Raw genomic sequence first — 23,696 nt, forward strand, 5'->3', positions numbered from 1 at the left:
GCGCCTCGAGCTCGACACGAACCCTGTCGAGAACGCCATCCGGCCAGTCTGCCTGACCAGAAAAAATGCGCTCTTCGCCGGTCATGAGGTCGGAGCCGAAAACTGGGCCTTGCTCGCCTCGATCGTCGCCACCTGCAAGCTCAACGACGTCAACCCGGCCGCCTACATCGCCGAAACACTCGAGACGATCATCGACGGCCATCCCCATAGCCGCATCAAAGACCTCATGCCGTGGCGATTCCGCAAAACGTCAAGCCAGCCTCAATAGGGTTGCGGCTAAGCGCTTACGGCAAAATGGGCTCGGATGGCGCAAGATGTCATAGTCCTCTGACGAACCAGCAGGCCTCTCGCTCGATGAAGCATCAAGAAGCCTTGGTTCTCGACGCTCTTGATCGGAACGAACTGTGTGTGTGTGTGTGTGTGTGTGGCGCATGTTAGGGCGAGCAACTGCTTCGCAGATTGCGGCCGCATCAGTGGCATCGTTCTTAGCTCCTCGCCGGACGTAGGGCTTTACATATGCCGGCGGAATCAATCTCACATCGTGATCAAGCCGCTGGATCTCGCGTGCCCAGTGGTACGCGGAAGCACAAGCCTCGATGCCGACCAGGCAGGATGACAGTGATGAGAAGAAGGCAATGATCTCACCACGCCCCAGGCGTTGGCGACAGGCCACGCGTCCTTCATCATCAACGCATGGAGGTGAAAAAGCGAACTTTGAAATGTCCAACCCAATAGTCGCGATGTTCATCTTGATTGACTCCTACTGCCGCCAGCACATCTGGCACGATATCACCGTCGCCGAGAGAGCTGGGCCGTCTTCCCCATCAACGGCCGGCTGCGGATGAGCTGTTGAACGAGAGGTTCTTCACGTCACTGGCACAAGCCCGCGTCACACTTGGATGTGGCGGGCCGACTACAACGACACACGACCACATTCGCAGCTCGGATGGAGAACCCCGTCCGAGTTCGCGATGACCTGCCACCCGCGCCGGGATCTGGCGCTGCGCTATGCCGAAGGCTCCGCGCCGGCTCCCGTCGCCCAGCAGGGCAAATCCAACGGCAAGGGTGAACTTAGGACTGGATAAAACTTGGGAGCAAGGTCACTGTTCCCTTCGAGGCTGTCTGCGTGCTCCCATGCGCTTTTTGGGATACTGAAGGCCGACGATCATGTCTTGATCGGTGACAGCGTCTATGGACCGGTCAGAATCTTCGCGGACCAGGTTCTGGCCAGATTACGGGGCAAGGTAGAATATTTCTATCCGACGCAACCGTCGGATCTACTCGCGAAGGTGGGGCCAAACACCTGAGCTGTGCATCTGGAGTCGCCTGGGTCCATGACATTTGAGGTCCAGGATCTGCCCACGCTGTCCAACCATCGCACATCACTCGGGTGCGCTTGTGATCATGGACAATACCTGGGCGACGCCGCGCTATTTCAAGGCCTCTGAGCACGGCCTCGACGTCTCGATCCATGCGGCGACCGAGTATATTGTTGGCCATTCCGACTCTTCTGGGCATTGCGACTGCCAACGAGCAAGCGTGGCCGCTCCTGCAGCCAAGTGCTCATCGCTTCGGGGAGATTGCTGGGCCAGATCACATCTATTTGGGTCCGCGGGCTACGTACGCTGGCGGTCCGCATGGGACAGCACTACGAAGCGGTCTCAAACTGGCTCAAAAGCCTGCAAGAACACCCGGCGGTCGACCGGCTTCTACACCCTGGGCTCCCAAACGATGCCGGCCACAACATTTGGAAACGGGACTTCTTGGGTGCGAGCGGAATCTTCGGACTCGTGCTGAAGCCGATGTCAAAGGCCGAGCTTTCGGTTTCCTTCTCGAAACTACGGCTTTTTAGAATCAGGTTTCGTGGGGCGGATATGAAAGCCTTGTGCTGCCAGTCAACCAGCCTATACGAAAAGAGACGATATCTTTGGTTGACGGACCTCTGATCCGCATTCACGCGGGCATGGAGGCGGCGGGTGACCTCACTACAGACATGCATCAGGCGCTGCAAGCAGCCTGCGAACTCTCCGTGAGCCAGGCTGCTCATCAGAATGAGAGCACGATCGGATGACTTCAACAGAGGAGACCGATAACACGCTTGAGAAGGTGTCTTTTGCATTCGACGTTAAGAGCCTTGTGATTGCGCGATAGCGCCTGCGCGGAATATGTCGCCGCCCAGCCCGAGCCCACGTTGGTCGACGCACCGCCGAAGCACCGAATCCCGTCGGGTAAGCTCATTGGCTACCGATCCGACTGAGCGGGCACTCGATGCGACCAGATCAACTGCGTGCCCCTTGTAGTCGTCCGTAAATGAGCGACGTTGACGTCCTTTAGCCGACACCTCTTGGCTCATCTGCCCCTACATCTGTCCATCAATTCGAAGGAGATTCTCAAGCGGCGTACAGAAGTTTGCAAAAGCGCAATCCCATTTCGATCTGATCTCGGCTGGGCCACATTGGAATGATTATGCGGCGCCGAAACCGTCGATCTCGCCGACGTTGCCGAGATGCGAACGTCAGACCGGCGCGCCGAGTCGTTGTGCTCTTGCTGTGGCTTGACAGCAACAGGCAGACGAAATCCCGAGGCGGAGCGCCGAGCGATCTGGCCTGGCGCTCATCTGCGGGACCAGCGAGACGTCGCTGACGCGGCTAGCCTGAACATGCGCCCGCGGCCGCGCGCACCTAAAATCCGAGGTGTGCAATTGGATCGCAAGCGCGTCCGCGTTTCGCTATCCAACGGTAGCGGATTGCGCCTTGCACGAGGTCGTGCGGCAGTGTCGAAACCTGGTGTCCCACGGATGGATCGGCCAGTGCAAAGTCGCAGCAGTTTTGCTCTGTGACCGTGGCCTCCGACCTTCGTCGAGCAGCAATGTCGCACGCAAAGGCGGGAGGCTGGCCAAAGCCTAAACATCTTACGTCGGCCAGCTTGCTGGTGCAGAATATGATGCGTTCCCAACATTGCAAGGCTGTCGCACTTGCGACGAATGTCGCAATTGCAACAGGGATCGTTGCACTGGCGCTAGATACGGCAACTCAAACTGCTTGTCGTGGTGCGAGAGTTGCGAGCCCAATAGCTGGTACGACACTTGCTGGACCGCTTCAGGTCCGTCCGCCCGGAAAGAAGCACATGCACAGTCGCTCCATCAAGCGAGTATCCGACGTGGAGAAAGAGCGCCTCGCGCACGACGGGAAGTATGCTTGTCGCATTCGGTCGAGAACTTCGCAGGCAACAGCAGCCCGAAGAGGTGACGAAATCCCCCCAAGACACGTTCAGTCGAACCACGCAGTACTGGCTTGCCTAAGTCGGCGGCGCGAGACGCCAAATGGACTTATTTAGCTTCGTCGAATGTGCAAAACAAACGCGATCTCTCAAGGCGTTATTCGATCTGCTTGTGAGCTGTTCGAGCGAACAGGGCTTCAGTCAAGTGGCTTACGGGTCACTGACCGACACGGGGCCGGCTCGCCTGCCAGAGTATCTCCAAACCGCGGTGACGGTGAATTTTCCTTCCGATTGGTGCGAGCGCTATTCTGAACGGAGGTACAATGCCATCGATCCCGTGGTTCGGCGGACGACTATGCTATCGACGCCGTTTCTTTGGGATCGACTCGCCGACCAACATCAATTGCAGCCGGGCGAAACGCGTGTGTTGAATGAGGCTAGAGAGGCGGGCCTGAAGCATGGCGTGACCGTACCACTGTTTGGACCATTTGGACGGCTATCCGTCGTATCGTTTGCGTCCTGCTTCGACGATGCCGACCCTGAGCACCGTCTCAGTCATCTCAACGTATTGGCTTGGCAGTTTCATCATGCGTTTGCAGAGATCGCACCTTCATCGGAGGGCAGATGCCAAATTCAAGCGGCTCTATCCGAACGAGAGAAGGACTGCCTCCGGTGGGTCGAAGAGGGAAAATCATCTTGGGAAATCGGAGTGATTCTGAAGGTCAGCGAGAATACCGTCAACTTTCACCTCAAGAACGCAATGCGAAAGCTAGGAACGAGCAGCCGCACCCACTGCGTCGTCAAGGCGATTCGCCACGGTCTTATTTGAATTGACCTATGCGACGCGCGGGATCGTGGTCGAGTAGCTCAGCCATTTGGCTTCTCCCTCACAGATCCGGGCGGGCGGCTTTCCCGCACCAGGCTCTTCCCGAGGGTAACTCGCGTCATATCCGCGCCTGCCCCCAACTGCGAGTGATGCGTGGAACGGGCAGACGGAAGCGTGCCGTGAGGGTCTCGAACTCCGACCGGCCCATGCGCCGACTTTTCTGACTGCGCCGTCTTAGACAGCGCAGCCAAGTCCGACGCACTGCGTCGATAGAAGCCGTTGAGCGCGGAATAACTGTGCGGCCTGCCGTAGTAGCCGTACACGCAGCACTGCGGCGAACTACTCGTGCTGGGTGGTCAGTGAGTCGTGCATGAGCCGCCAGGCATCCTGGCGCAACGCCGCCAGCTTGCGCGTCAGGCGTTTCCCTTCCGTCTTGTGCTTCACGATAAACCGGCCGTCCCGGGTCCGCCCGCAGTAGTGGGTGAAGCCGAGGAAGGCGGAGGTCTCGGGTCGCCGCTCGCCGCGCCGCTAACACGAGAGGGCCGCAAAGCGCCGAACTCAATCACCCGCGTCTTGCCCTCATGAAGCATCAGGCCAAAGCTGGCCAGCCGCGCCTTGAGGGCCAAGAGCATCTCCTGCGCATCCGCCTTGCTCTCAAAGTCCATGACGAAGTCGTCCGCATAGCGCACGGCCACAACGCGACCGCCTGCGCGGCGACCGCGCCATTGATGGATCCTGAGGTCGAGGATATAGTGCAGAAAGATGTTGGCCAGGAGCGGACTGATGCCTGCCCCCTGCGGGGTACCCCTGTCCGTTTCTTGTTTCTCGCCGCTCTCAAGAACGCCGGCCCGCAGCCACAGCTTTATGAGCCGCAAGATGCGAGGATCGGCGATCCTGTGTGCCAGCCACTCGTGGTCAACCGAGTCGAAGAAGTTGCGCATGTCCGCATCGAGCACCCAGTTGACGCGCTGGCTCATGATCGCCGCGTGGAACGCGTCAAGCGCCATATCAGGATTCCGCCCCGGCTGGAAGCCGTAGGAGAACCCGAGGAAGTCGACCTCGTAGACGGTAGCGACCCTTGTGGACGCGTCCGCAGAGCTCGCGGAGCTTATCCGTGAGCCTCTGTTCGTACTTCGCCACCGTCACGCCATCGACCCCCGCGCTCGCCTGCCGCTTTTGTCGTCGAAACGCCGAAGCAGAGCGTCCTTGTCAACGTGGTGCAGCAAGGCTGTGAACCGGGCTTTGGCAGCCTGCTTGGCTGCCGCGTTCACCCGTCCGAGGTTCGGCGGCACGGCAACCCGGCTCTGTGTCCGGACCCTGGCCTTCTCGCGCGGGCTCCCCTCGGCTTGGCCCCTTTCCTCCATGCGTCTCGTTTTCCTTCGACGACTTCACAGGTACTATGGACCAGTCCGACTCCCGACCTCAGCTCGACCGCGGCTCTGGCACTGCCTTGCCGCTGCCCCCGTTGGAGACCAATCCAACGGACCATGGCTCCTGTCTACACTTCGAACCCCGCGTCGTGCGGCGCGGCTCCAGGACGTCCGGGAAGTAGGAGCCTTGCGCAGCTTGGGGGATGCGCAGCTCGACGGCGCCGGCACGGGTCTCCCAGGTTCGTCGCGGTAACCGTTGCGCTGGGCCAGGCGTTCGGGATTCTTCTCGCGTAGGCCGCCCGGTCTGGCCTCCCACTTCCAGCTCCATCAAACGCTGCACGGCAAAGCCGATCATCTCGCGCAGCAAATCGGCGTCGGGGATCTTCTCTACCAGCGTGCGCAGGCTCATCATGTCGTCCGTCATCGGTGGTTCCTCGGTTGCGTTGGCGTGTCGCAACCCGATCCTACCGGAGAACTGCCGGTGGCCACCGCAAAGCCGCCCGCCCCCTACGGCGCTATCGGGGGCGCGCGTCCGGGCGGCGTTGCTCTACCGACCTACACCACCACCGGCGATACGCCCCGACGTGGAAGGCTAGCAATGTCACCTCTGGACAATAGCTGCGAGCGGCGCGTTCACTCCGATATCGCCTTAGATGCAGCCGCTGTTGACAATAATAGCTGGCAAGTGTGTCGATCCCGATTGTCATCACGTACGTAACCGTACTCTGCCAAACATGTCGGCCGTGGTCTTAGCGGGAGAGGTTCACAGGAACTTCGTCAGTCCGATGCGGGCTGGACAGGACGGCGGACCATTCGCCGCATCGTTCATTGCATGCGGTCAAAGTGATCTTCAGCGCAAGCGCAACCATTAGGGCGTAGCCCGACGATCTCGCTCACAAGAGGGCGAGCCCGAGTTCCTCGAGCCTGTGCTGCTGCACGCTCAAGGATAGGCGCGCATGCAACTGGTCAAGACATGCGCGGTCGGATATTCCTCTTGCGGTCAATTTGGCTGCACGATCGAGCCAGGAAACCTGGGCGCACGATTTCCGCTGTCTCTGTGAACGTGAGGTTGTGCGGGCCCGTCAGAGCAAAAGAGGCCCGTTCAGCGAAGGCGCCAACTCGAACAGCGGCTTCCCGGAATACAGGCCTCATCAGCCCGGTCCGACTCGATTTGTGACATTCTCGCGTATGTGAGCTTTTCGGGCTCGGATCGCGACCATACTTGCCGGTTTTGCTTGATGCAGCAAGCGCACATCGCGAACAATGCATAAGACTGCGTATGGCTCCTGTTCAGCAGATCGACAGGTCAAAAAAGCCCCGGCCCATCGGCCGGGGCTTTCGATCCGCCCTTTGAACGACAGATCAACATTTGAGAAGAAACGGCCGCCGAACTTACAGTTGAGCCGTGCCGTCATAAGATCGAATCATGGCGGATGCGATCGACCCCACCAAAGGGCTCGCTGAAGTTTTCCGCGCCGGGCTGCATGAACAGGTGGTAGTACTCGAAGCCGACCGACCATTCGGTGCGAAGCCGTACTCGATCCCCACCCCCAACACGCCGCCCCAAAGAACGTCACTGTTCGAAACGCGCCCGTGAGGGTCGAGCTGATCTGATAGCTGTTGCTCGTGACTGGGGCGCCACTTTTGGTGTAAAGCAGTACGTTGTCGAAGGCACAACCGATCTGCCCCGTCATCAGACCAAACGCATCAATCTTGGTCTGGTTGACATCGGCAAACGCGGTGCTGTGATCGGACCCGGTCAAATCAGCCCAGTTCCCCTGGCCTTCAACACTCAACACGATCTGGCCCATCTGCCATCGATAGCCGATCTGGCCACCCACGGTTACGCCGGTCGCATCATGACAGCCCTCGGGCGGGCCGACATTGAAATCCCAGTAATTCGAGCTTGAGCCGAAGCCACCGTGCATGCCGATATAGTAGCTGCTCCAGTCGTAGATCGCAGCCGCGGCATGCTGCGGAGCTTTGGTGTAGAGAGTTGGAAGGCCTGCGCAGGCAGATCCGCGCCGAATGCGGGCCTCACCGCGCCGGCGCCATAATGCTTACAGTCGCAGGCAACAAGTTCTTGATTTCTGCTCTCATCCCTTTCCGCGCCCCAGCCTCGTGCGTCTTAACAACGTCCGCGCAAATTGCTGTAACTGCTTCGCAACATTTTCACCGGCTGCGTTCGAATGCTCGGTTGCTGCGGGCACAGCTATCCTACGTATGGACGAAAAGTGGGCTGATGCTCTCAGCGGATAAAGCACACCGCAAGCCAAATGATGACCAGCCACACTGCAATGGAGAAGAGCAAGGCGCTTTGCAACGTCCTCGCCCGTATCCTGTGACGCCACTGGAGGAGCTGCGATGAGCAACCGGTGAAGCGCTGACCGCGTACGACAGCTATCACTTCATCGTAATCTGAAAACCGGAAGTGAGACCGATGCTTGCGAATATACGCAAGCCGCTCAGTGGGTGAGAGGCACTGTGCCCACACCTCCCATGCCTCATCATCAAAACATGCGCTATTCTCAACGACTTCGGCGAGGCGCTCGTCAGGCTTCATCATGCATCCGCTGTACTGCCCGTCGCAAATCGAGTTCTAGGAAGGAAGCCCTACCTTCGAAACTACCAGTTTGGGTAGGCTGCTTCAGGGAATCTAGCTCGGCCAGGAACCATTGGTCATAGGCAACGCGAGCTTAATCCTGCCGCGAGATCAAATCCGAGGCGTCCGAGTGCTCTGCATGTCTCGTTTCGCGCTGTGCAGATCGCGAGGGGCATCGAAGCCCCGTAGATGCCGCAGGAAATTGAAAATGCTCCTCACCGACCCTGCCGCAATCGCGCCCTGCGGAGCTGTTGGCGCCGATACGGCAAGAGCGTATCCGGGACCACCGTGGCGGCGATGGCGTCCAGAACGTACTCGGTTCGAAACCCCGCCTTGAGCATGAGGATGGTCAGATGACGGTCCTCACCGAGATCGCTCGGCTTTCCCCGGAAGAACTGCGTCTCGTATTGCTCGAGCAGCAACAGCCGCGCGGAGCGGCGGTACATGGCGCATGGCCCACAGCAGCACATGACGGCACCAAACCGCCTCTGCGCCGCGCGCTCCTCGTTGCAAGCGAACCAGTACTCCATGTCGATCAATCGGGTCAGCCAGCTGTCGTTTCGGTTGCTGGCCTTCAATTGGCCCATGGCCGCGCCGACGGCTGGATCCTGCATCTTCCGCACGAGCTTGCTGACCACGTCGCTGTCGATTTCCGTGTCGGAGTCGACGTTGAGCACGAGATCGCCGAATGAGCGGCGAATCGCTGCGATCTGCGCCTTGCGTTTTCCAACATTGCTTGGCAGCAGAATGATGGTGAATCTCGGGTCATACGCGTAGCTCGCGTGGACCGCGGCCACTGCGCCGACATTTGCCGAGCCGTCGTCGACCACGTAGACCTGCAATCGCCCTGGGTAATCCTGACTTGCGATAGACTTCAGGCAGGCCGCCAGCGTGCGCGGGTCCTCGTTGAAGCAGGGCACGATGACATCGACGCTGGGCAGAGCATCGGCGTCGACCCGGTCGTACGGCGGCAGTGAAGCGTCGCTTCGCAGCGCATAAAGCGCCTGCGCGCTCTTGTGGACGCTGGAGAGCAACGCGTAGGAGGCAACAGCAGCGGTGCTGATGGTGGCAAGCAGGCTCATGGGAATCGATCTATTCAGTGAGGTTGAGGAAGCGACCGGATTGCAAATCCACGGTCATGCAGTGCTGGAATGAGTTGGGCGAGCGCCGTCACGGTCTGGTCGCGCCGACCAGCATGAGGGCAGCGTCCCAACTCGTCGGGAGGGCATCCGTCGTGCAGGAGCACGATTGCGCCCGGCTGGACCGAGGCCAGCACCGCGGCAACAATCGCCTCGACGCCGGGACGCGACCAGTCTTGCGGGTCGACTGACCAGTGCAGGGCTGCCAGTTCGGCCTTCGCCGACACGGCGAAGGCCTCCTTGCTCCAGATCCCGTACGGCGCACGCATGTGCCGCACAGAGGCCCCGGGGCAGGCCATTCCAATGACCTTATTCGTCGTGAGGACCTCGTATTCCACCTCATCCGCTATGCATTTGGCCAAGTCCGGGTGCGTCATTGTGTGGTTTGCGACCTCGTGCCCTTCTGCAATGATGCGCTGGATCAGCTGCGGCTGGGCCGCCGCGTATGCACCGATCACGCAGAAGGTGGCGGGCGTCCGATGCTGCGCCAGAACATCCAGGATAGCCGGCGTGCAAACCGGGTTGGGACCATCATCAAAGCTCAGATAGACGCAAGGCTCTCCGCCGGCATCGGCGTAGTCGCTCCGCGGTTCAGTCGCGTCGTTTGTGCACCTCACAGTTCTGGCCCGTTCCGTTCGATCGTGTCACCCGCCGGCCATTCGCTCATGGGTCTCGCAATCGGCAGAACGAGGCCGACCACGTCCTCCACACGCGTCGGAGGCACAGTGAGGTAGATGTCCGGACGAGCGGACCGGACGCGGAGCCCTGGCAGAACAGTCGCCAATCCCTGTCGCCCGAGCAGCCTGGTAATATGTTTCTGCAGGGCAGCTCGGACCGTGCCAAAGCCGAACGGCACGCCAAGATCTCGCAATACGGGATACATCACTCGGATCGAGTGGGTTATTCCAAGCCCCTCCAGATCCGGGCGAACCCCGTACAGTCCGAGTTCAGCCACAAGCAGATCGGTCTGACCAATTTTTATGAAGCGGCGTAGTGCCGCGATGTGAATCGCAACGCCACGATCATCGTAGCCAATTGCCCGAATTTCAGGCCTTGCGCCGGCCCAGCTTCGATGACCTTCAAAGGGCTTTGCATTGAATTCCCCGGTCGGACCATAGGTCTTCCGGAAGAAGTCGGATAATTCAATATGGTCAGCAAGTTCAAGGTCATTCTCCCAGCACAACCTCCAACGGACTGGAGGGCGCGCCGAAACACCTCGTGTGGATTCGGGCGCGATCATGTTCATAGGGTGTCATTCCTGTTCGCTATCTGGCTCCTGACGCAGGCCAGCAGTTCGCTACCTTCGAAAGGCTTGCTCATGAACTGGAGTCCAGGGCCTCGCCTCACATCGTATTCGGAGTGGCCTGTGAGCAGAACGGTGGGAATCGCGCCTCCGGATGCAACCAGATGATCGAAGAGCTCGAGGCCACTCATCGCGCTCGAGTGCATGTCCGCGATCAAGCACGACGCGATCGAACGGCGGTCTGATTTCGAGAACCCCTCTGCGCTCTCGAATGGTTCAGGCACGTAATCTGCGGAAAACATCATATCCGTCAGAGCTTCACGCACTGACTGATCTGCATTCACAATCGCGACCACATCGCGCGTGTGCGTAACTTTCATCAGATTCGCCAAGGAGGCCTTCGCTTGCATGTTCCGCACGATTTCACCGTCGCAAGGACGCAATCCAATCGGATGCGACCAAGGCACATTTGGCACCCGCAACCGGAGGGGTGCGACCGGACGGCAATCTACGGCCTGGTTGAGGGTTCGCTCAATTCTACGGCGGTACACGGTGGATATAGAATGGGTTGGCGAAGCCATACGATGGTTTGCTCGTGGTATACGCCCACGCAACTTTGTGGATTCCGATCGTTCTAGCTCACGGCGATATGGCTTGCGCAACACGCGCGAAACTGCGACCGCTCGATCGAGACGTCTTGATTGATACCTAGCGCTGGGCTGAGACGCGCAACGGTTTGTAACCATTCTGATGGATCTGACATCTCGCTAAACTATCGTTTGCTATCCTCATTCGGTACAAATGGTAAAATCGATTATATCGATAGAACACATTCACAGCGTGGATCGCTCCGGATTATGCGTTTCAAGGGCCTTGATCTGAATCTCCTCGTCGCGTTCGACGCCCTGGTGACGCAAGGCAATCTCACTACGGCGGCAAGAAGCATCAACCTCAGTCAACCTGCCATGAGTGCCGCCGTCGCGCGGCTTCGCACTTACTTTCGCGATGAGCTATTCACCATGAAAGGACGGAAGCTTGTCCCAACGCCGCGGGCTGAAGCGCTCGCAGCCCCGATTCGCGAGGCTCTCGCTCACATTCAGCACTCCATTATTTCTCCAGACGGCTTCGATCCGTCTGAATCGAATCGGCGATTTAGGATCATCCTGTCCGACTTCATGACTGTCGTGTTTCTTCGAGGGGTCGTGGACCGCGTCGCGCGGGAAGCACCAACAATCAGTTTCGAGTTGCTGCCGCCCGCAGAGGAACCTGATGAGCTTCTCCGGCGCGGTGAAGTCGATTTTCTCATGTATCCGCAGATGTTCATGTCGAGCGCGCATCCGAAGGCGGCTCTGTTCGAGGATACTTTCGTCTGCGTGGGCTGCCCCATGAACAAGCAGCTCGCTTCGCGTCTCACGTTCGAGAAATACATTTCGATCGGGCACGTGGAAGCCCAGTTCGGGCGCTCCCTGAGGCCCTCCTTTCACGAATGGCTCTTGCTCGAGCATGGTTTCAAGATACGCACCGAGGTCGCGGTGCAGGGTTTTGGCATGATTCCGCCTATGTTATTGGGCACCAACCGTATAGCGAGCATGCCCTCAAGATTGGTCAGCCATTTCGCACAGACGATGCCGCTGCGGGTTGTCGAACCTCCTCTGCGACTTCTCACATTCACAGAGGCCGTCCAATGGCCCGCCATTCATAATACTGATCCTGCAAGCATGTGGTTGCGCAACATATTCTTGCAGCAGGCATCCACGATGGTCTCTCCGTCCGAGATCAGCCAATGTCACGGCCCGTCCTAGGACTGTTCGGGCCGGTTGCAGCCTGCTCCCGCTAACCGGGCATACGCCAGGCCCGAAGCCCCCGGTCCTCTGATTGACGTTTGGCATAGTGAAGAAAAACGCGCGCTTAAGCGTAGTTTGGTCGGGTCGCAGCCGATTGACTCCGGTGCCGTGACGATCCTGCGCATCACACAGCTCGCTTGGCGGCTAAGGACTTTCCGCTGATTCGGACGGGACCGCATCACAGGTGCATACGCCAGCTTCAGAGTACGCAAAAATTATGTGGCCTGTCCGGCGAACAATGTTCGGCCTCAGCACCAAACTCGCTTGAATCGCACGCCGCGTCAGGTTCAAGGCCAGCACCTGCGATCGAAGTTGCAGGCTTCACCTGGTAGCGAACCCGCATCGCTGTTTGCCTGAACTGGTGGATCTCATTGCCTTCAACAGCGATGGAGTTAGTCCCGAAGCGCGCCACTAGATACAAATGGCTGATGACCGGCAGAGGCGCTTCCTGCTCGTTCGGGTCGAATCAACATGAAAGCTGAACGCAAACGCCGCCCACGATCGCGCACCACAAAGCCAACCGCCAGCTCGCGCAAACCCGGATGGGCGGGGAAGACTGCGTGTCTTTGCACAATATCACAATGGAATTCGGAACACTTCCTCTCTCGACGGCGCTTATCTTCCTCTCGATGCGCGCGATGCCGCGTGATCGAGTCCAACTGCAAGCTTGCAGACCGCAGGATCAACCCGGATCAAGTGACATCAGCTGGCGGCACTTTTCCGGCTGCGCGCGTGTTGCGGTGAGGAGTGTTCATGATGAGAGGACCGCAACTGTGCCAAGGTGCGGCCGCGTAAGCGCTCGCCGCTCCCACTCCAAGCCTGCTCCTCATCCAGCTTTCGATCATTTCGGCCGACATCCCCAGCCAAATCGGATGATCGGTGCCGGGTCCTTCTTTCCGATGTCGCGACAATCGCGTCTTCGAAAGATCGCGGCGTGACTCACACCGCGCCACCGCCGCCCATCTCGAGCTGCTGCCACACCGCTGACCCCGAAAGGGCTCCTTTGCTCAGTGCCCCCTAGATTTTGGAGTAGCTTCGACTTGAGCATGGCCTTAAGACGTGCATCAAACTCTCAACCACACTGTAGCATCGTCTCTTGCTATTGCGGACCCGTATAGCGAGGCGGCCAGCGGTTCGCCAAGTGATTGTACAGAGGCAAAGCCGCTACGGATCCTTGCACTTCGAGTGCATTGCATCTCGCGACGCCGTCCGATGTACGCGCTCCGCGACACTGATCCGGCGCACGCCTAAACATGCAAGTTATTGCTGCACGAGTTATGTCAGGCGTTTGCTCGGGCGCGAGCGCGTGGCGCATGGGGCGGCCCTAGACGCGTTTGAGTGCCGCCACATGCAACGGATATGGCACGATCGTTCGAGACCCGGTCCTTAATTGCGAGCAACGTTTTGCCAGACGCTTGAGGTGCGCCTGCTTTGAGATGATGCCTTCAGGAATGGTCTTGATCTCGCCTTCCGTCATACTCCCGACGTTCACGGCGGCGGACCTGCGCCGTTGAAGAGCAGCCGTCATCTTCCGGCACTCAAAACCTGGGCAGCGATCACGCGAGCAACGCCTTTGAGCACGCAGTGCCACAACAGGACTAGCGGACGATCGAAAAAGCTGTTAGGCGCCAAGCCCGCCACCGCGCCACGACTGGTGGTGCCACTGATCCGCGATGATCAACCCAATCAACCGCACCGCGCGCCGAGGTGATAGACGTCACGGCAAGGATTGCGACTGGAAGAGAGCCGTCCGATGAGATCAGTGCTGTGTCTGGGTTCGCGTTTCGGGAGGCCGTGTCTCAGCGGGCTGCGCACATGCTTTCGCTTTCCTGATGATCAGGCCGCAGAATAGCCACCGCTGCTGCAGGATCAGGAGACATTGCACACTTTGGGTTAGCGCACTGTCGGGGAAGCAAACGCCATGTTGCACAACGGCATCACGTGGACGCACCTGTCACATTCTTTCACGCACGTCGCCGCTCCGTCTCCTTTTTGCCCCACCACAGCCAAACGGCTTCGTCACGTGCGGCGCGAGTGCAACCACCAAAGGAGGTTTCTGTTGGAAACGCCGAGCGGAGTCTACGATCCGGATGATCTCGCGAGCTTGGGAAGGCTGTTCGATCAAGCGATCGCGTCTTTACCGTCATGCATGCGAACCAGCGAGAATCGCGTGGCGATCGCCAGACTGGTGATGCAACGCGCAGCGCGGGACGAATTGGCATCGCTCGCGTACTTGATGCTTGCACTTGTCTCGGCCGCTTGAGCACCGGCATGCACTCTAACCTTCTGGGGCCTGCAGCAAGAGACGCATCATCTAGATCATTGAAATAACTTGATTCTCACGTGACGTCAGGTTGTAGGCTTGCAAATTGAGGATCATGACAAACGCGATATCACGACGGCGCCGATGGCGCATTGGAGAACTTGCAGAGGCGACCGGTGTAACCGTACGCACTCTGCATCATTACGAACATACCGGGTTATTGACGGTCTCGGAACGTACCTGTGGCGGTCACCGCATGTACGATCGGGAAAGCCTACAACGCGTCTCCCAGATTCGCGCTCTACGTGAGCTCGGCTTCTCGCTTCCTGAGATCCGCAAGGCGATCGAGGGGCGGACATCTCTCACGGACCTGTTGCGAAACCATCTGGAGCGGATTGAGCTTCAAGTCGCGCGCGCGACATTACTACGGGATCGATTGCGCACTATGACGACGCAAGGTGAGACAGAAGTCAGTGTCGACGAGCTGCCGGCGACGCTAGATGCCATGTCGCGGATCGAGGAGCGTACCCCCTCTGCCATCTGCACGTGCGCTTCTAACGCTAGCCGCGAAGATCGGTGGCGAAAGATTCGGGACGAGCTGCGAAGCTGCATGGACCAGGGTGAGCCTCCGTGCTGCGAGCGGGCAAATGCAATCGCGCGTCAGGCCCGTTCGCTGCTGACTGAGATCGCAGGAGTTGATTCGACTGTCTCGATGATACTTAAGGTGCTGACGCGATTGACCGAACCACACAATCTCGCCGGCTGGGATGCGAGCCTCATGCGATACCTCGATCTCGCCCTCGCCGCGCTGGAGGACCAGCTGGGAAAGAGTTGAGCGCACCCGTTGCGAGGCCCTCCCACAGGAATGTCGCCAAACCCAATGAGCTCATGGTGATCCTTGTCTGAGCCAGGATCGTTTGGTCCCTAGCAGTTCGCCTCCAAAGCAGCGTTGTCCCCACTATTTGGTGTCGCTCTGCGGATCTTTGGCAATCAACCTCGACGAGCACGCTTCAAAGTACTTGATTCGTACGTAGCGTCACATTGTACCTTCTAAAAGCATCGACGCAGCAGCGGGGCGACGGACAGAGCGTCGGCTAAATTAAGAGAGACTCCGATGACCGGCACCACTTACGGACGTTCTCGGTGAGAGTTCTCCACGGGAACCGTCGCTCGATGATCGTCCCGCGCCGTCCAAGCGTCTCCTCGGCACACGTCTGTCGAGCACGGAAGATTGGCGCGAGTACCGGGTATCGGCGGGATGTTCGACATTGGTGCTGTCAGCCTTAGACCGCTTCTCCTGACTAGGCTTCCGAACGTCCATTCGTCCGTGTCCGCTCGATGCTTATGCCCAACCTGGCAAACAACCTGAGCCCATCCGTACCCAACCTGAGTTCGACTCAAACATCATTGCGCCGGATTGTTGGTCGCCGTCATACCAGTATGGCGAAGCAGACTAAGTCGTAGCGCGAGACATCGGGAGCCCTACATGTCGGTCCTTCGCGTTCACAGGCTTGCAGCTGCTGCGCTCCTTTCTTTGGCCCTGAGCTCGAGCGGCAAGGCAGAAGATGTTTACATTGCCATAGCCGGACCAATGACGGGAAGCACTGCGGCGCTCGGCGCGCAGATACGCGATGGAGCGGCCGCAGCTGTAGATTCGATAAATGCTTCGGGTCTGCTGCCTGACACAAGGCTCATATTGAAGATCGCGGACGATGCATGCGACCCCAAGCAGGCCGCCGCTGTTACCAATCGCCTGACAAGTGACGGGATCAAGCTCGTCGTTGGTCACTTCTGTTCATCTTCGTCGATTCCGGCTTCAGACATATATGCCAAAGCCGAGGTAATTCAGATTTCACCTGGGTCCACCAATCCCCGTCTGACAGAGCGTGGCCTAACGACCCTGTTTCGGATTTGCGGCCGCGATGACCAGCAAGGCAGAGTTGCCGCCGAATACATCGCGCGGCATCACCAAGGTGCAAAGCTCGCAGTCCTCGACGACAAGAGCAGAGCAGGCAGGGGTATCGCCGATATCGTTGAATCTCGCCTTCGTGCAGCCGGCGAGCGTCCCGTTCGACAAAGCTATGTTGCAGGCGAGAAGGATTACACCGCTCTCGTTTCGCGACTGAAGAGAGAGGCAATCCAGCTCGTCTATATCGGCGGCTATTACAACGAGATCGGCCTGATCGTGCGTCAAGCCGCGGAGGCGGGCGCACATCTGACCGTGATCGCCAACGATCCGCTGATGACAACCGACTTCTTGGCCATTGCCGGCGAGGCCGCGAACGGCACGCTCTTTACCTTTATGCCGGATCCGACGAAGAACGCTGCAGGCGCAGCTGCTGTCGCCAAGCTCAAGGGTTCGAGCCTAACCGCCGCAGGTCACACGCTCTACGCTTATGCCGCGGTTCAAGCATGGGCCGACTCCGTCAAACGGGCCGGCACCTTAGATGCCACGCGGGTCGCTGCGGCCCTCCGCTCCAGTCAATCGACACGGCTATTGGCACTGTTGCATTCGACTCGAAGGGAGACAATGCCGCTCCTGGCTTCATCGTTTACCGCTGGCGCGACAATACCGTCGAAGCGGTCGAGCAGAACTGACCGCCCGTCCCAACACCGCACGGAACGTTCGAATGATGAACCATCCTCGATATAGCGAGTACGCGCTGCTCACGTGCCTCGCAATCGCCGCAGTCGCAGCATTTTTCACGCTCGCAGCAATGCTATCACAGCTATCGTGCGCGCCCGCAGGGCCGCCCGAAGAGTACGTTCCTATTCGCCTGGTGCCACTGCAGTGAGCATCACTTTCACATTCGCAAGGCCGACGTATTTCCAGCTACTGAAATTGATGCGCGCCTCGCTCTTGGGAGTGAACTGTCAGGGCCTCTTTAGAAACAACGTACGTCGTGAAACGATGTCAGTCACGCGCAGTCCGTCTGCGGATTGCGCGAGTTCGAGCCAATCGTTAGCTGCGCTGTTCGGTCGAGGGACGTGGCGTTCCATCCCCTTCCTGGAAACAGGTATTGGTTCGGAACACGCCGTGCGACGCCTGATCCGTGCTGATCGCTATCGGACCTTGAGACGGAGTCTGATCCGGTACGGCCCTTAGAGCCAAGTCTGCCTCCCAACACTCACATTCATGCAGGCCTCGCGCTTCTGGGGTCCGAACAAAGCGCACGCACCCACGTAGGCTCGCCGAACGCCCTCAACTACTCTCGTCGACAAAAAGGGAGAACACCACTTTGGATGCAAAGTTGCAGACTATGCTTTCCTCGCTCTCGCCGGTGGCTCGCGAACTGGATGCTCTACCGTCCAGGCGGCCCACCACCGACAACAATTGCGTGAAACTAAATACGAATGAGAACCCCTTTCCGTTGCCAAGCGTCGTGATGCGAAGCGCAATTGCAGCTCTCGAGCTGCAATACCGCTATCCAGAAGACGACAATGTCAGCTTGAGGCAAGCGGCCGGAGCTGCCTATGGCATTGCAACTGATCGCGTGATAGCTGGCAATGGATCGTCTGAACTGCTCAGCCTCATTTACAGAGCCTTTCTTGCCCCGGGCGACGACGTTGCAATGATGTCGCCGGGCTTTTCCTTCAATCGCAAGCTTGCCATGTTGCAGGGGGCCCGCTTTATTGAAATTCCTTGGTCTGCACCGGACTGCTTGCCGATGGACCAGCTGCTTGTCGGTCCGGCTAAGCATGCCAAGTTCATTCTGCTGGCCAATCCGAATAATCCGACCGGAACCTTTGTTCCGCTCGCCGAGATCGAACGCCTCGTTACACAATCTAACCAATTGATCGTACTGGACGAGGCTTACGTCGATTTCGCACCTGAGGACGGCCTACGCCTCGTTGAACGCCATTCGAATCTTCTGGTCCTGCGCACATTTTCCAAGAGTTATTCCGCCGCTGGCATTCGCGTCGGCTTCGGTTTCGGCCATCCCGAGCTGATTGGGCGGCTCCGGAACATCCAGAATGTATTCAACATGAATGTGGTCGCTCAGGCGGTGGGCATGAGCGTCCTTACGCATCGCGATGCCTACGAGGAGAATCATCGCCACGTCAGACTTGAGCGGCAGCGCGTAGCGGCCGCCCTCTCAGACTTTGGGTTCTCTGTAACGCCTTCCCAAGCGAATTTCCTCCTCGCCCGTGTGCCGGTGGGCCAGGGTGGCAGATGGTGGCAGGCGGCGTTGGAAGACCAGAGAGTCCTTGTTGCCTTCTTTCCGGATGCCGGCCTGGAAGAGTGCATTCGGGTTAGCATCGGTACAAAGCGCCAGATGGATGCTTTTCTTGCCGCTATCGGCAGCATTCTTAAAAAAGTGGGATGCCGTGGCTAGTGGCCTTTTGCACTCATGTCACCGATCCGCGCACGTAATCGATCCGGGCGAACACCTGATGCAGCTTCGCGACGCAGCCGAGTCCTTTTACCCAGTCGGCGCACTACGAGCAGTTGAGAACGGCTTGACAGCCTATGCAGCGCGTTCCCAGCGAGCACCTCTCGCACTCCCCGAAACCTGGCGGACTCCGGTCCTCTCTATATAGGAGATAACTGAATGAGAAACGTTCTTCCCTCAAACCTGACCTGCGGCATCTTTGATCATCTTGACGACGACGGCCGCGATATCGCACGGCAATACGCGGACCGCCTCACGCTTGCAGAGGCCTACGACCGGCTCGGTTTCTATGCCTATCATTTAGCGGAGCATCATTGCACTCCCCATGGACGGGGTCCATCGCCGAACTTGTTTCTGTCGAGCGTCATACAACGCACACGGCGACTTCGCGTTGGTCCCTTGGTCATGCTGCTCAACCTCTATCATCCGCTGCGTGCATTCGAGGAGATCTGCATGTTGGATCACCTGAGCAGCGGCAGAGTTGAGGTCGGCCTTGGTCGCGGCTCTTTGCCGATCGAACTGAGCTACTTTGGGGTTGGAGCCGATGTTGCCTCGAGCCGTTACGAGGAAGCTTCCCAAATCTTCGTTGACGCGATGAATGGCGGTCCGCTCTCATACCAAGGGCGACATTTTGCGATGGCCGACGTTCCCTTGACGCTTTCACCTCACCAGCATCCTTGTCCCCCCACATGGATTGCAACAAATCGGCCAGACTCAGCCCGGTGGGCGGCGGCAAATGACGCCAATCTCGCGTGCATGGGCCCCTCTTCTGCCGTTCGCAAGATAACCGATGTCTATCGCACTCATCGAAACGCGAAGGGTGAGGCCAACGGTGCAGCACCATTTCTGGCATTGCTCCGCATGGTCGTAATCGCCAACTCTGAAGCAGCCGCCCGCTCCCTCGCGGCGCCAGCCTATGAAACATGGCTCAAGAACTTCAAGTTCCTGTACGACCTCAATGACATCGCGCCTCCATCCAACCTGCCCCTGACCTTGGATGCCGCGATCGGGAGTGAACTGTGCGTTGTCGGAACGCGCGCTTCGGTGCGCCAGACTCTTCTCGATCACGTGGAAGAGGCAGGCTCCAACTATCTCCTTTGTCAGCTCGCCTTCGGATCTCTGTCATTGGATGCCTGCCTCAACACAGCAACTGCGATTCACTCCGAGCTCATAGCGGCAGAGCGCGGGCTATGACCCACAGCGGGTCCGATAAGTTCGCGGTTGACCCGCTAATAAAGGGCAATAGCGACGCCGATGAGCACCGCTGCCGAATGGATCAGCCGCTGCTATCGTTCAGATGGCTTTACACCGAAGCGATCCTTTCGGCTGCATCAGCAAGCAGCAGGCTTAACGGCAATAAATCGCCTTCTCTCATTTTGTACGCACTGAGAAGGCCCGAGCATTGGTTTACCTGGCCACGTGAGTTGGTTCACGCCGATCCCCGCTTTGGCGCGCCGGCTCGTCGATCGCATTCCAGACGAATTCAAGGTGTGGCTTAGCGCCCGAGCGGGCCTGTCGTGACGCGGTCCCGGCAGCGCTCCGATCAGACGGAGGAGATCGCGCGTAAGCTCGAGATCGTGCTGGCGGAGTTGGCTTCGCTGCGCATTCTGCTGGCTGCGCACGGCATTAGCACCCCTCCACCTCTGCATGAGGACTACCTCACTGTTCAGCGGTTCGCAGCAATGAACCACATAAGCCCCGAAGCCGTGCTCTCTCGGATCCGCCGCGGCAAATTGCGCGCGGAGAAGCGCGGTGGCCGCTGGTGGGTGGAATGCACGGTTTGCACAGCATAGCCGTGCAGTGAGGAGAACAGTAAGAGAGACGAGGTGATTCAATCCGAGATACGGACTCCGGCAGATGAAAATGATCTGCGCATATAACTCGCTATCACTGCTGGGCTCGACCGACCGGGCAGTCGATGGGAGAACCAGTAGGTTGATCGAGGTCGACCTGACGCACGACCAACACACGCGATCGTCGACTCGGGAGGGTCGATCTCGATGCCTTCACGCAATGACGAAACGCGTCGACGCTCGGAGCAACGGGATATCGGATGACCAGCTTTGCGTGAGCGGGATCACTCAGCCGATTCGGCGTCGTCAACAGAGCGATTGCAGTGCACAAGCGAAAGAGCACGGATGCTTGGCAGTAGATGTCCACCTCCAATATCTCTTGCAACGTTTGGTAAAACGGAGACGGCGCACGCCCTCGATGTCGGCTTTGGACGCCATCTCACGCACCCTAGGTTACGGCCTTGGAGCACAGGGAATATGTACCATTTGACGGTCCGTCTCACGCCCGCCGGGGCATAGCAGCGGAAATGTAATCCGAGTCATTCCCCTGTTCAGGATCACCTCGCACATCGGTGTCAATCGGGGACGTGTCTGATTTGGTGGATGGCCGCCAGACTCTGGCTGGAGAAGGAGATCGCCTATGATGTCACCAAGACTGATGTCAGTCCTGGGGTCGATGGTAGCAGTCGAGCGTATGTTTTGGAAACTTCGAGAATTGATCGACGGCGATAGCTCAATCTTGCCTGACGTTCGAGAGACGCTTCATGTGATTTTAGACGCGAAGCTTCTTTCCGCAAAAGATAAGATTATGAGCGACGCGCGCGCTGCGATCGACGCAACTCCTGATTTGCCGCAGGCAGCCCGCGAGCGGGCATACAGCTCGCTCGATTCTGCAATGGCAATGTTCATGGCCAGCGAACCCCACCGCACCCAGGATCTCCTTAGCTAGATCGGCATGTTGAGCACTCATCGCAAGATGCATTGATGCATGCCCCGCTCCGTCGATCCCTTGCCGCGACATTTGGCTGTGCACGGTTGATGTTAGGCGAGGCCATTCGCGGAGCTGCTGAGCAGCTATCTGGCCTGATGGAATGGAGCGACAGCACCACGCTAGTTGATCAATCTAGTGCCTCCCTGGCGGCCGGCAGGGCTTGGGTGGAGACCTGCCGAAATGCTGCAGGCTCGGATTTATCTCGTGCATCACGAACGACGCTTCTCTGGCCAGCCTCAACGGCCCGCTGCATCGAACAAGTGCGAGTCCCCTTCAACTCTGCAACTTAATCATCAAAAGGACCGGCCGCTCGTCGTCATCGCCACTGGCAATCGCCCGACTTCGCTCGTGTGAAGCTCGCTTGAGGTGATCCAGCTCAAGCACCATGATTCGCGTTTCCCGACCTGGTTCGATGCTCAGCCAGGACCTTGCACCGAAAGGACGGTCGCATGCTGAGCCACTCTATCGCGTTAGCCTGATCAAGTGGATCAAGAGCATCGGCTTGCCCACCGAACGTTGATCCCTCTTGGGGCGCAGCGTGGCGCATCGTATTGCGTCAGCGAGCCACCGGCGCGCGGGAGCTGCTTGGATACATGAATTTGGATCGAACAACAATAATGAGCAGCATGGGCAGCTTGCGCTCAGAGCTCTGGCCAAGCAAGAGCGGCGCAGCAAACGCTAGTAACGACAAGGGCGATATGCGCCGCTGGGTGCAGCTCTCTGCCAGCTGAGATTCCGGATGGCTACGCTTGACGCGCATCGGTCAGGCGTCGCCGCTCGAGAGCGCTTGGCGAGAACAAGGAACTGGAGTGTTTTCGATGCGGCTCGAGGCCGCGGCACATGCGTGCGCCGTACGGGATCTGGAGCAAGGAGGCCTTCGCCGTGTCGGCGAAGGCCGAACTGGCAGGCCCTGCCCTGGTTAGTCGACCCGCAAGACTGGTCGCGTCCCGGCGTCGAGGCGATTGTTGCCGCGGTGCTGGCCTCGGTCCGGCCGGGCGCAATCGTGCTCCTGCACGACAGATGCCCTCCCGATGAGTTGGGACGCTGCCCTCATGCTGGTCGGCGCGACCAGACCGTGACGGCGCTCGCCCAACTCATTCCAGCACTGCATGACCGTGGATTTGCAATCCCGTCGCTTCCTCAACCTCACTGAATAGATCGATTCCCATGAGCCTGCTTGCCACCATCAGCACCGCTGCTGTTGCCTCCTACGCGTTGCTCTCGAGCGTCCACAAGATTGCAGGTCTACGTGGTCGACGACGGCTCGGCAAATGTCGGCGCAGTGGCCGCGGTCCACGCGAGCTACGCGTATGACCCGAGATTCACCATCATTCTGCTGCCAAGCAATGTTGGAAAACGCAAGGCGCAGATCGCAGCGATTCGCCGCTCATTCGGCGATCTCGTGCTCAACGTCGACTCCGACACGGAAATCGACAGCGACGTGGTCAGCAAGCTCGTGCGGAAGATGCAGGATCCAGCCGTCGGCGCGGCCATGGGCCAATTGAAGGCCAGCAACCGAAACGACAGCTGGCTGACCCGATTGATCGACATGGAGTACTGGTTCGCTTGCAACGAGGAGCGCGCGGCGCAGAGGCGGTTTGGTGCCGTCATGTGCTGCTGTGGGCCATGCGCCATGTACCGCCGCTCCGCGCGGCTGTTGCTGCTCGAGCAATACGAGACGCAGTTCTTCCGGGGAAAGCCGAGCGATCTCGGTGAGGACCGTCATCTGACCATCCTCATGCTCAAGGCGGGGTTTCGAACCGAGTACGTTCTGGACGCCATCGCCGCCACGGTGGTCCCGGATACGCTCTTGCCGTATCGGCGCCAACAGCTCCGCAGGGCGCGATTGCGGCAGGGTCGGTGAGGAGCATTTTCAATTTCCTGCGGCATCTACGGGGCTTCGATGCCCCTCGCGATCTGCACAGCGCGAAACGAGACATGCAGAGCACTCGGACGCCTCGGATTTGATCTCGCGGCAGGATTAAGCTCGCGTTGCCTATGACCAATGGTTC

Annotated in this window: 17 protein-coding genes and 6 pseudogenes; 15 read left to right on the plus strand and 8 right to left on the minus strand. The window is 58.9% G+C overall.

Features of this window, described 5'->3' with window-relative positions:
• The 6 genes and pseudogenes from BRA1253DRAFT_RS28395 to BRA1253DRAFT_RS28405 all read left to right on the plus strand — a co-directional run.
• Positions 1 to 268: transposase domain-containing protein (locus BRA1253DRAFT_RS28395; RefSeq protein WP_007600092.1), on the plus strand; the 268-nt coding region annotated here is incomplete at its 5' end.
• Positions 269 to 840: 572 nt separating this feature from the next.
• A pseudogene (locus BRA1253DRAFT_RS41885) lies at positions 841 to 1,085 on the plus strand (integrase core domain-containing protein); the annotation flags it as partial.
• A 3-nt stretch (positions 1,086 to 1,088) separates the two neighbouring features.
• Positions 1,089 to 1,307, plus strand: coding sequence for a PLP-dependent transferase (locus tag BRA1253DRAFT_RS46270; RefSeq protein ID WP_157158629.1), 219 nt, complete (start codon positions 1,089 to 1,091; stop codon positions 1,305 to 1,307).
• A 97-nt stretch (positions 1,308 to 1,404) separates the two neighbouring features.
• Positions 1,405 to 1,449: pseudogene (locus tag BRA1253DRAFT_RS46275) on the plus strand (hypothetical protein); the annotation flags it as partial.
• A 188-nt stretch (positions 1,450 to 1,637) separates the two neighbouring features.
• On the plus strand, positions 1,638 to 1,946 hold the full coding sequence (locus BRA1253DRAFT_RS46280; protein WP_051058450.1) for a PLP-dependent transferase: 309 nt from the start codon (positions 1,638 to 1,640) through the stop codon (positions 1,944 to 1,946).
• 1,376 nt (positions 1,947 to 3,322) lie between these two features.
• Positions 3,323 to 4,048, plus strand: a complete 726-nt coding sequence (locus BRA1253DRAFT_RS28405) for a LuxR family transcriptional regulator (RefSeq protein ID WP_007600093.1) — start codon at positions 3,323 to 3,325, stop codon at positions 4,046 to 4,048.
• Between the two features lie 437 nt (positions 4,049 to 4,485).
• Here the strand turns inward: BRA1253DRAFT_RS28405 and BRA1253DRAFT_RS45415 are convergent, their stop codons facing one another.
• The 8 genes and pseudogenes from BRA1253DRAFT_RS45415 to BRA1253DRAFT_RS28440 form a co-directional block, all read right to left on the minus strand.
• A complete protein-coding gene (locus tag BRA1253DRAFT_RS45415; protein WP_245286095.1) occupies positions 4,486 to 5,157 on the minus strand; it encodes a reverse transcriptase domain-containing protein in 672 nt (223 codons plus the stop codon).
• A 310-nt stretch (positions 5,158 to 5,467) separates the two neighbouring features.
• Complete coding sequence (locus BRA1253DRAFT_RS28415; protein WP_035994082.1) at positions 5,468 to 5,839, minus strand: transposase; 372 nt, start codon at positions 5,837 to 5,839, stop codon at positions 5,468 to 5,470.
• 958 nt (positions 5,840 to 6,797) lie between these two features.
• A pseudogene (locus BRA1253DRAFT_RS44880) lies at positions 6,798 to 7,515 on the minus strand (outer membrane protein); the annotation flags it as partial.
• 148 nt (positions 7,516 to 7,663) lie between these two features.
• On the minus strand, positions 7,664 to 7,981 hold the full coding sequence (locus tag BRA1253DRAFT_RS44595) for a hypothetical protein (protein WP_035994085.1): 318 nt from the start codon (positions 7,979 to 7,981) through the stop codon (positions 7,664 to 7,666).
• A 269-nt stretch (positions 7,982 to 8,250) separates the two neighbouring features.
• Positions 8,251 to 9,099, minus strand: a pseudogene (locus tag BRA1253DRAFT_RS28425) (glycosyltransferase); the annotation flags it as partial.
• A 14-nt stretch (positions 9,100 to 9,113) separates the two neighbouring features.
• Positions 9,114 to 9,773 carry a chitooligosaccharide deacetylase NodB gene (nodB, locus tag BRA1253DRAFT_RS28430; protein WP_007600095.1) on the minus strand — a complete coding sequence of 220 codons (660 nt, stop codon included), beginning with the start codon at positions 9,771 to 9,773 and terminating at the stop codon, positions 9,114 to 9,116.
• Positions 9,770 to 10,402 carry a NodA family N-acyltransferase gene (locus tag BRA1253DRAFT_RS28435; RefSeq protein WP_007600097.1) on the minus strand — a complete coding sequence of 211 codons (633 nt, stop codon included), beginning with the start codon at positions 10,400 to 10,402 and terminating at the stop codon, positions 9,770 to 9,772. Before BRA1253DRAFT_RS28435 ends, nodB begins: the two co-directional genes overlap by 4 nt.
• A complete protein-coding gene (locus BRA1253DRAFT_RS28440) occupies positions 10,399 to 10,779 on the minus strand; it encodes a response regulator transcription factor (RefSeq protein ID WP_035995458.1) in 381 nt (126 codons plus the stop codon). The genes BRA1253DRAFT_RS28435 and BRA1253DRAFT_RS28440 overlap by 4 nt, the downstream gene beginning before the upstream one ends.
• Before the next feature lie 477 nt (positions 10,780 to 11,256).
• On the opposite strand from BRA1253DRAFT_RS28440, the gene BRA1253DRAFT_RS28445 reads away from it, so the two are divergent.
• The 9 genes and pseudogenes from BRA1253DRAFT_RS28445 to BRA1253DRAFT_RS28490 form a co-directional block, all read left to right on the plus strand.
• On the plus strand, positions 11,257 to 12,201 hold the full coding sequence (locus BRA1253DRAFT_RS28445) for a LysR family transcriptional regulator (protein WP_007600100.1): 945 nt from the start codon (positions 11,257 to 11,259) through the stop codon (positions 12,199 to 12,201).
• A gap of 2,101 nt (positions 12,202 to 14,302) precedes the next feature.
• On the plus strand, positions 14,303 to 14,506 hold the full coding sequence (locus BRA1253DRAFT_RS28450) for a hypothetical protein (protein WP_035973624.1): 204 nt from the start codon (positions 14,303 to 14,305) through the stop codon (positions 14,504 to 14,506).
• Between the two features lie 115 nt (positions 14,507 to 14,621).
• Positions 14,622 to 15,341: a MerR family transcriptional regulator gene (locus tag BRA1253DRAFT_RS28455; RefSeq protein WP_007600106.1), complete on the plus strand. Its 720-nt coding sequence runs from the start codon at positions 14,622 to 14,624 to the stop codon at positions 15,339 to 15,341.
• A 651-nt stretch (positions 15,342 to 15,992) separates the two neighbouring features.
• Positions 15,993 to 17,159 carry a branched-chain amino acid ABC transporter substrate-binding protein gene (locus tag BRA1253DRAFT_RS28460; RefSeq protein ID WP_007600107.1) on the plus strand — a complete coding sequence of 389 codons (1,167 nt, stop codon included), beginning with the start codon at positions 15,993 to 15,995 and terminating at the stop codon, positions 17,157 to 17,159.
• A gap of 607 nt (positions 17,160 to 17,766) precedes the next feature.
• Positions 17,767 to 18,843, plus strand: coding sequence for a histidinol-phosphate transaminase (hisC, locus tag BRA1253DRAFT_RS28465; RefSeq protein ID WP_198288321.1), 1,077 nt, complete (start codon positions 17,767 to 17,769; stop codon positions 18,841 to 18,843).
• Positions 18,844 to 19,059: 216 nt separating this feature from the next.
• Positions 19,060 to 20,094 carry an LLM class flavin-dependent oxidoreductase gene (locus tag BRA1253DRAFT_RS28470; RefSeq protein WP_007600109.1) on the plus strand — a complete coding sequence of 345 codons (1,035 nt, stop codon included), beginning with the start codon at positions 19,060 to 19,062 and terminating at the stop codon, positions 20,092 to 20,094.
• A gap of 1,239 nt (positions 20,095 to 21,333) precedes the next feature.
• Positions 21,334 to 21,642, plus strand: coding sequence for a hypothetical protein (locus BRA1253DRAFT_RS28480; RefSeq protein ID WP_035994090.1), 309 nt, complete (start codon positions 21,334 to 21,336; stop codon positions 21,640 to 21,642).
• An 873-nt stretch (positions 21,643 to 22,515) separates the two neighbouring features.
• A pseudogene (locus BRA1253DRAFT_RS45420) lies at positions 22,516 to 22,837 on the plus strand (chitooligosaccharide deacetylase NodB); the annotation flags it as partial.
• 81 nt (positions 22,838 to 22,918) lie between these two features.
• Positions 22,919 to 23,530 (plus strand): annotated as a pseudogene (locus tag BRA1253DRAFT_RS28490) (glycosyltransferase); the annotation flags it as partial.
• Between the last annotated feature and the right edge of the window lie 166 nt (positions 23,531 to 23,696).

This window comes from Bradyrhizobium sp. WSM1253 (genome assembly GCF_000244935.1).
Taxonomy (GTDB): Bacteria; Pseudomonadota; Alphaproteobacteria; order Rhizobiales; family Xanthobacteraceae; genus Bradyrhizobium; species Bradyrhizobium canariense.

Coding starts and splice junctions, on each gene's coding strand:
- BRA1253DRAFT_RS44595 (WP_035994085.1), bottom strand. CDS start 7,981: ATGATGAAGCCTGACGAGCGCCTCGCCGAAGTCGTTGAGAATAGCGCA.
- BRA1253DRAFT_RS28415 (WP_035994082.1), bottom strand. CDS start 5,839: ATGACGGACGACATGATGAGCCTGCGCACGCTGGTAGAGAAGATCCCC.
- BRA1253DRAFT_RS28460 (WP_007600107.1), top strand. CDS start 15,993: ATGTCGGTCCTTCGCGTTCACAGGCTTGCAGCTGCTGCGCTCCTTTCT.
- BRA1253DRAFT_RS28445 (WP_007600100.1), top strand. CDS start 11,257: ATGCGTTTCAAGGGCCTTGATCTGAATCTCCTCGTCGCGTTCGACGCC.
- BRA1253DRAFT_RS28405 (WP_007600093.1), top strand. CDS start 3,323: ATGGACTTATTTAGCTTCGTCGAATGTGCAAAACAAACGCGATCTCTC.
- BRA1253DRAFT_RS28470 (WP_007600109.1), top strand. CDS start 19,060: ATGAGAAACGTTCTTCCCTCAAACCTGACCTGCGGCATCTTTGATCAT.
- hisC (WP_198288321.1), top strand. CDS start 17,767: ATGCTTTCCTCGCTCTCGCCGGTGGCTCGCGAACTGGATGCTCTACCG.
- BRA1253DRAFT_RS28435 (WP_007600097.1), bottom strand. CDS start 10,402: ATGAACATGATCGCGCCCGAATCCACACGAGGTGTTTCGGCGCGCCCT.
- BRA1253DRAFT_RS28455 (WP_007600106.1), top strand. CDS start 14,622: ATGACAAACGCGATATCACGACGGCGCCGATGGCGCATTGGAGAACTT.
- BRA1253DRAFT_RS46280 (WP_051058450.1), top strand. CDS start 1,638: ATGGGACAGCACTACGAAGCGGTCTCAAACTGGCTCAAAAGCCTGCAA.
- BRA1253DRAFT_RS28480 (WP_035994090.1), top strand. CDS start 21,334: ATGATGTCACCAAGACTGATGTCAGTCCTGGGGTCGATGGTAGCAGTC.
- BRA1253DRAFT_RS28440 (WP_035995458.1), bottom strand. CDS start 10,779: ATGAAAGTTACGCACACGCGCGATGTGGTCGCGATTGTGAATGCAGAT.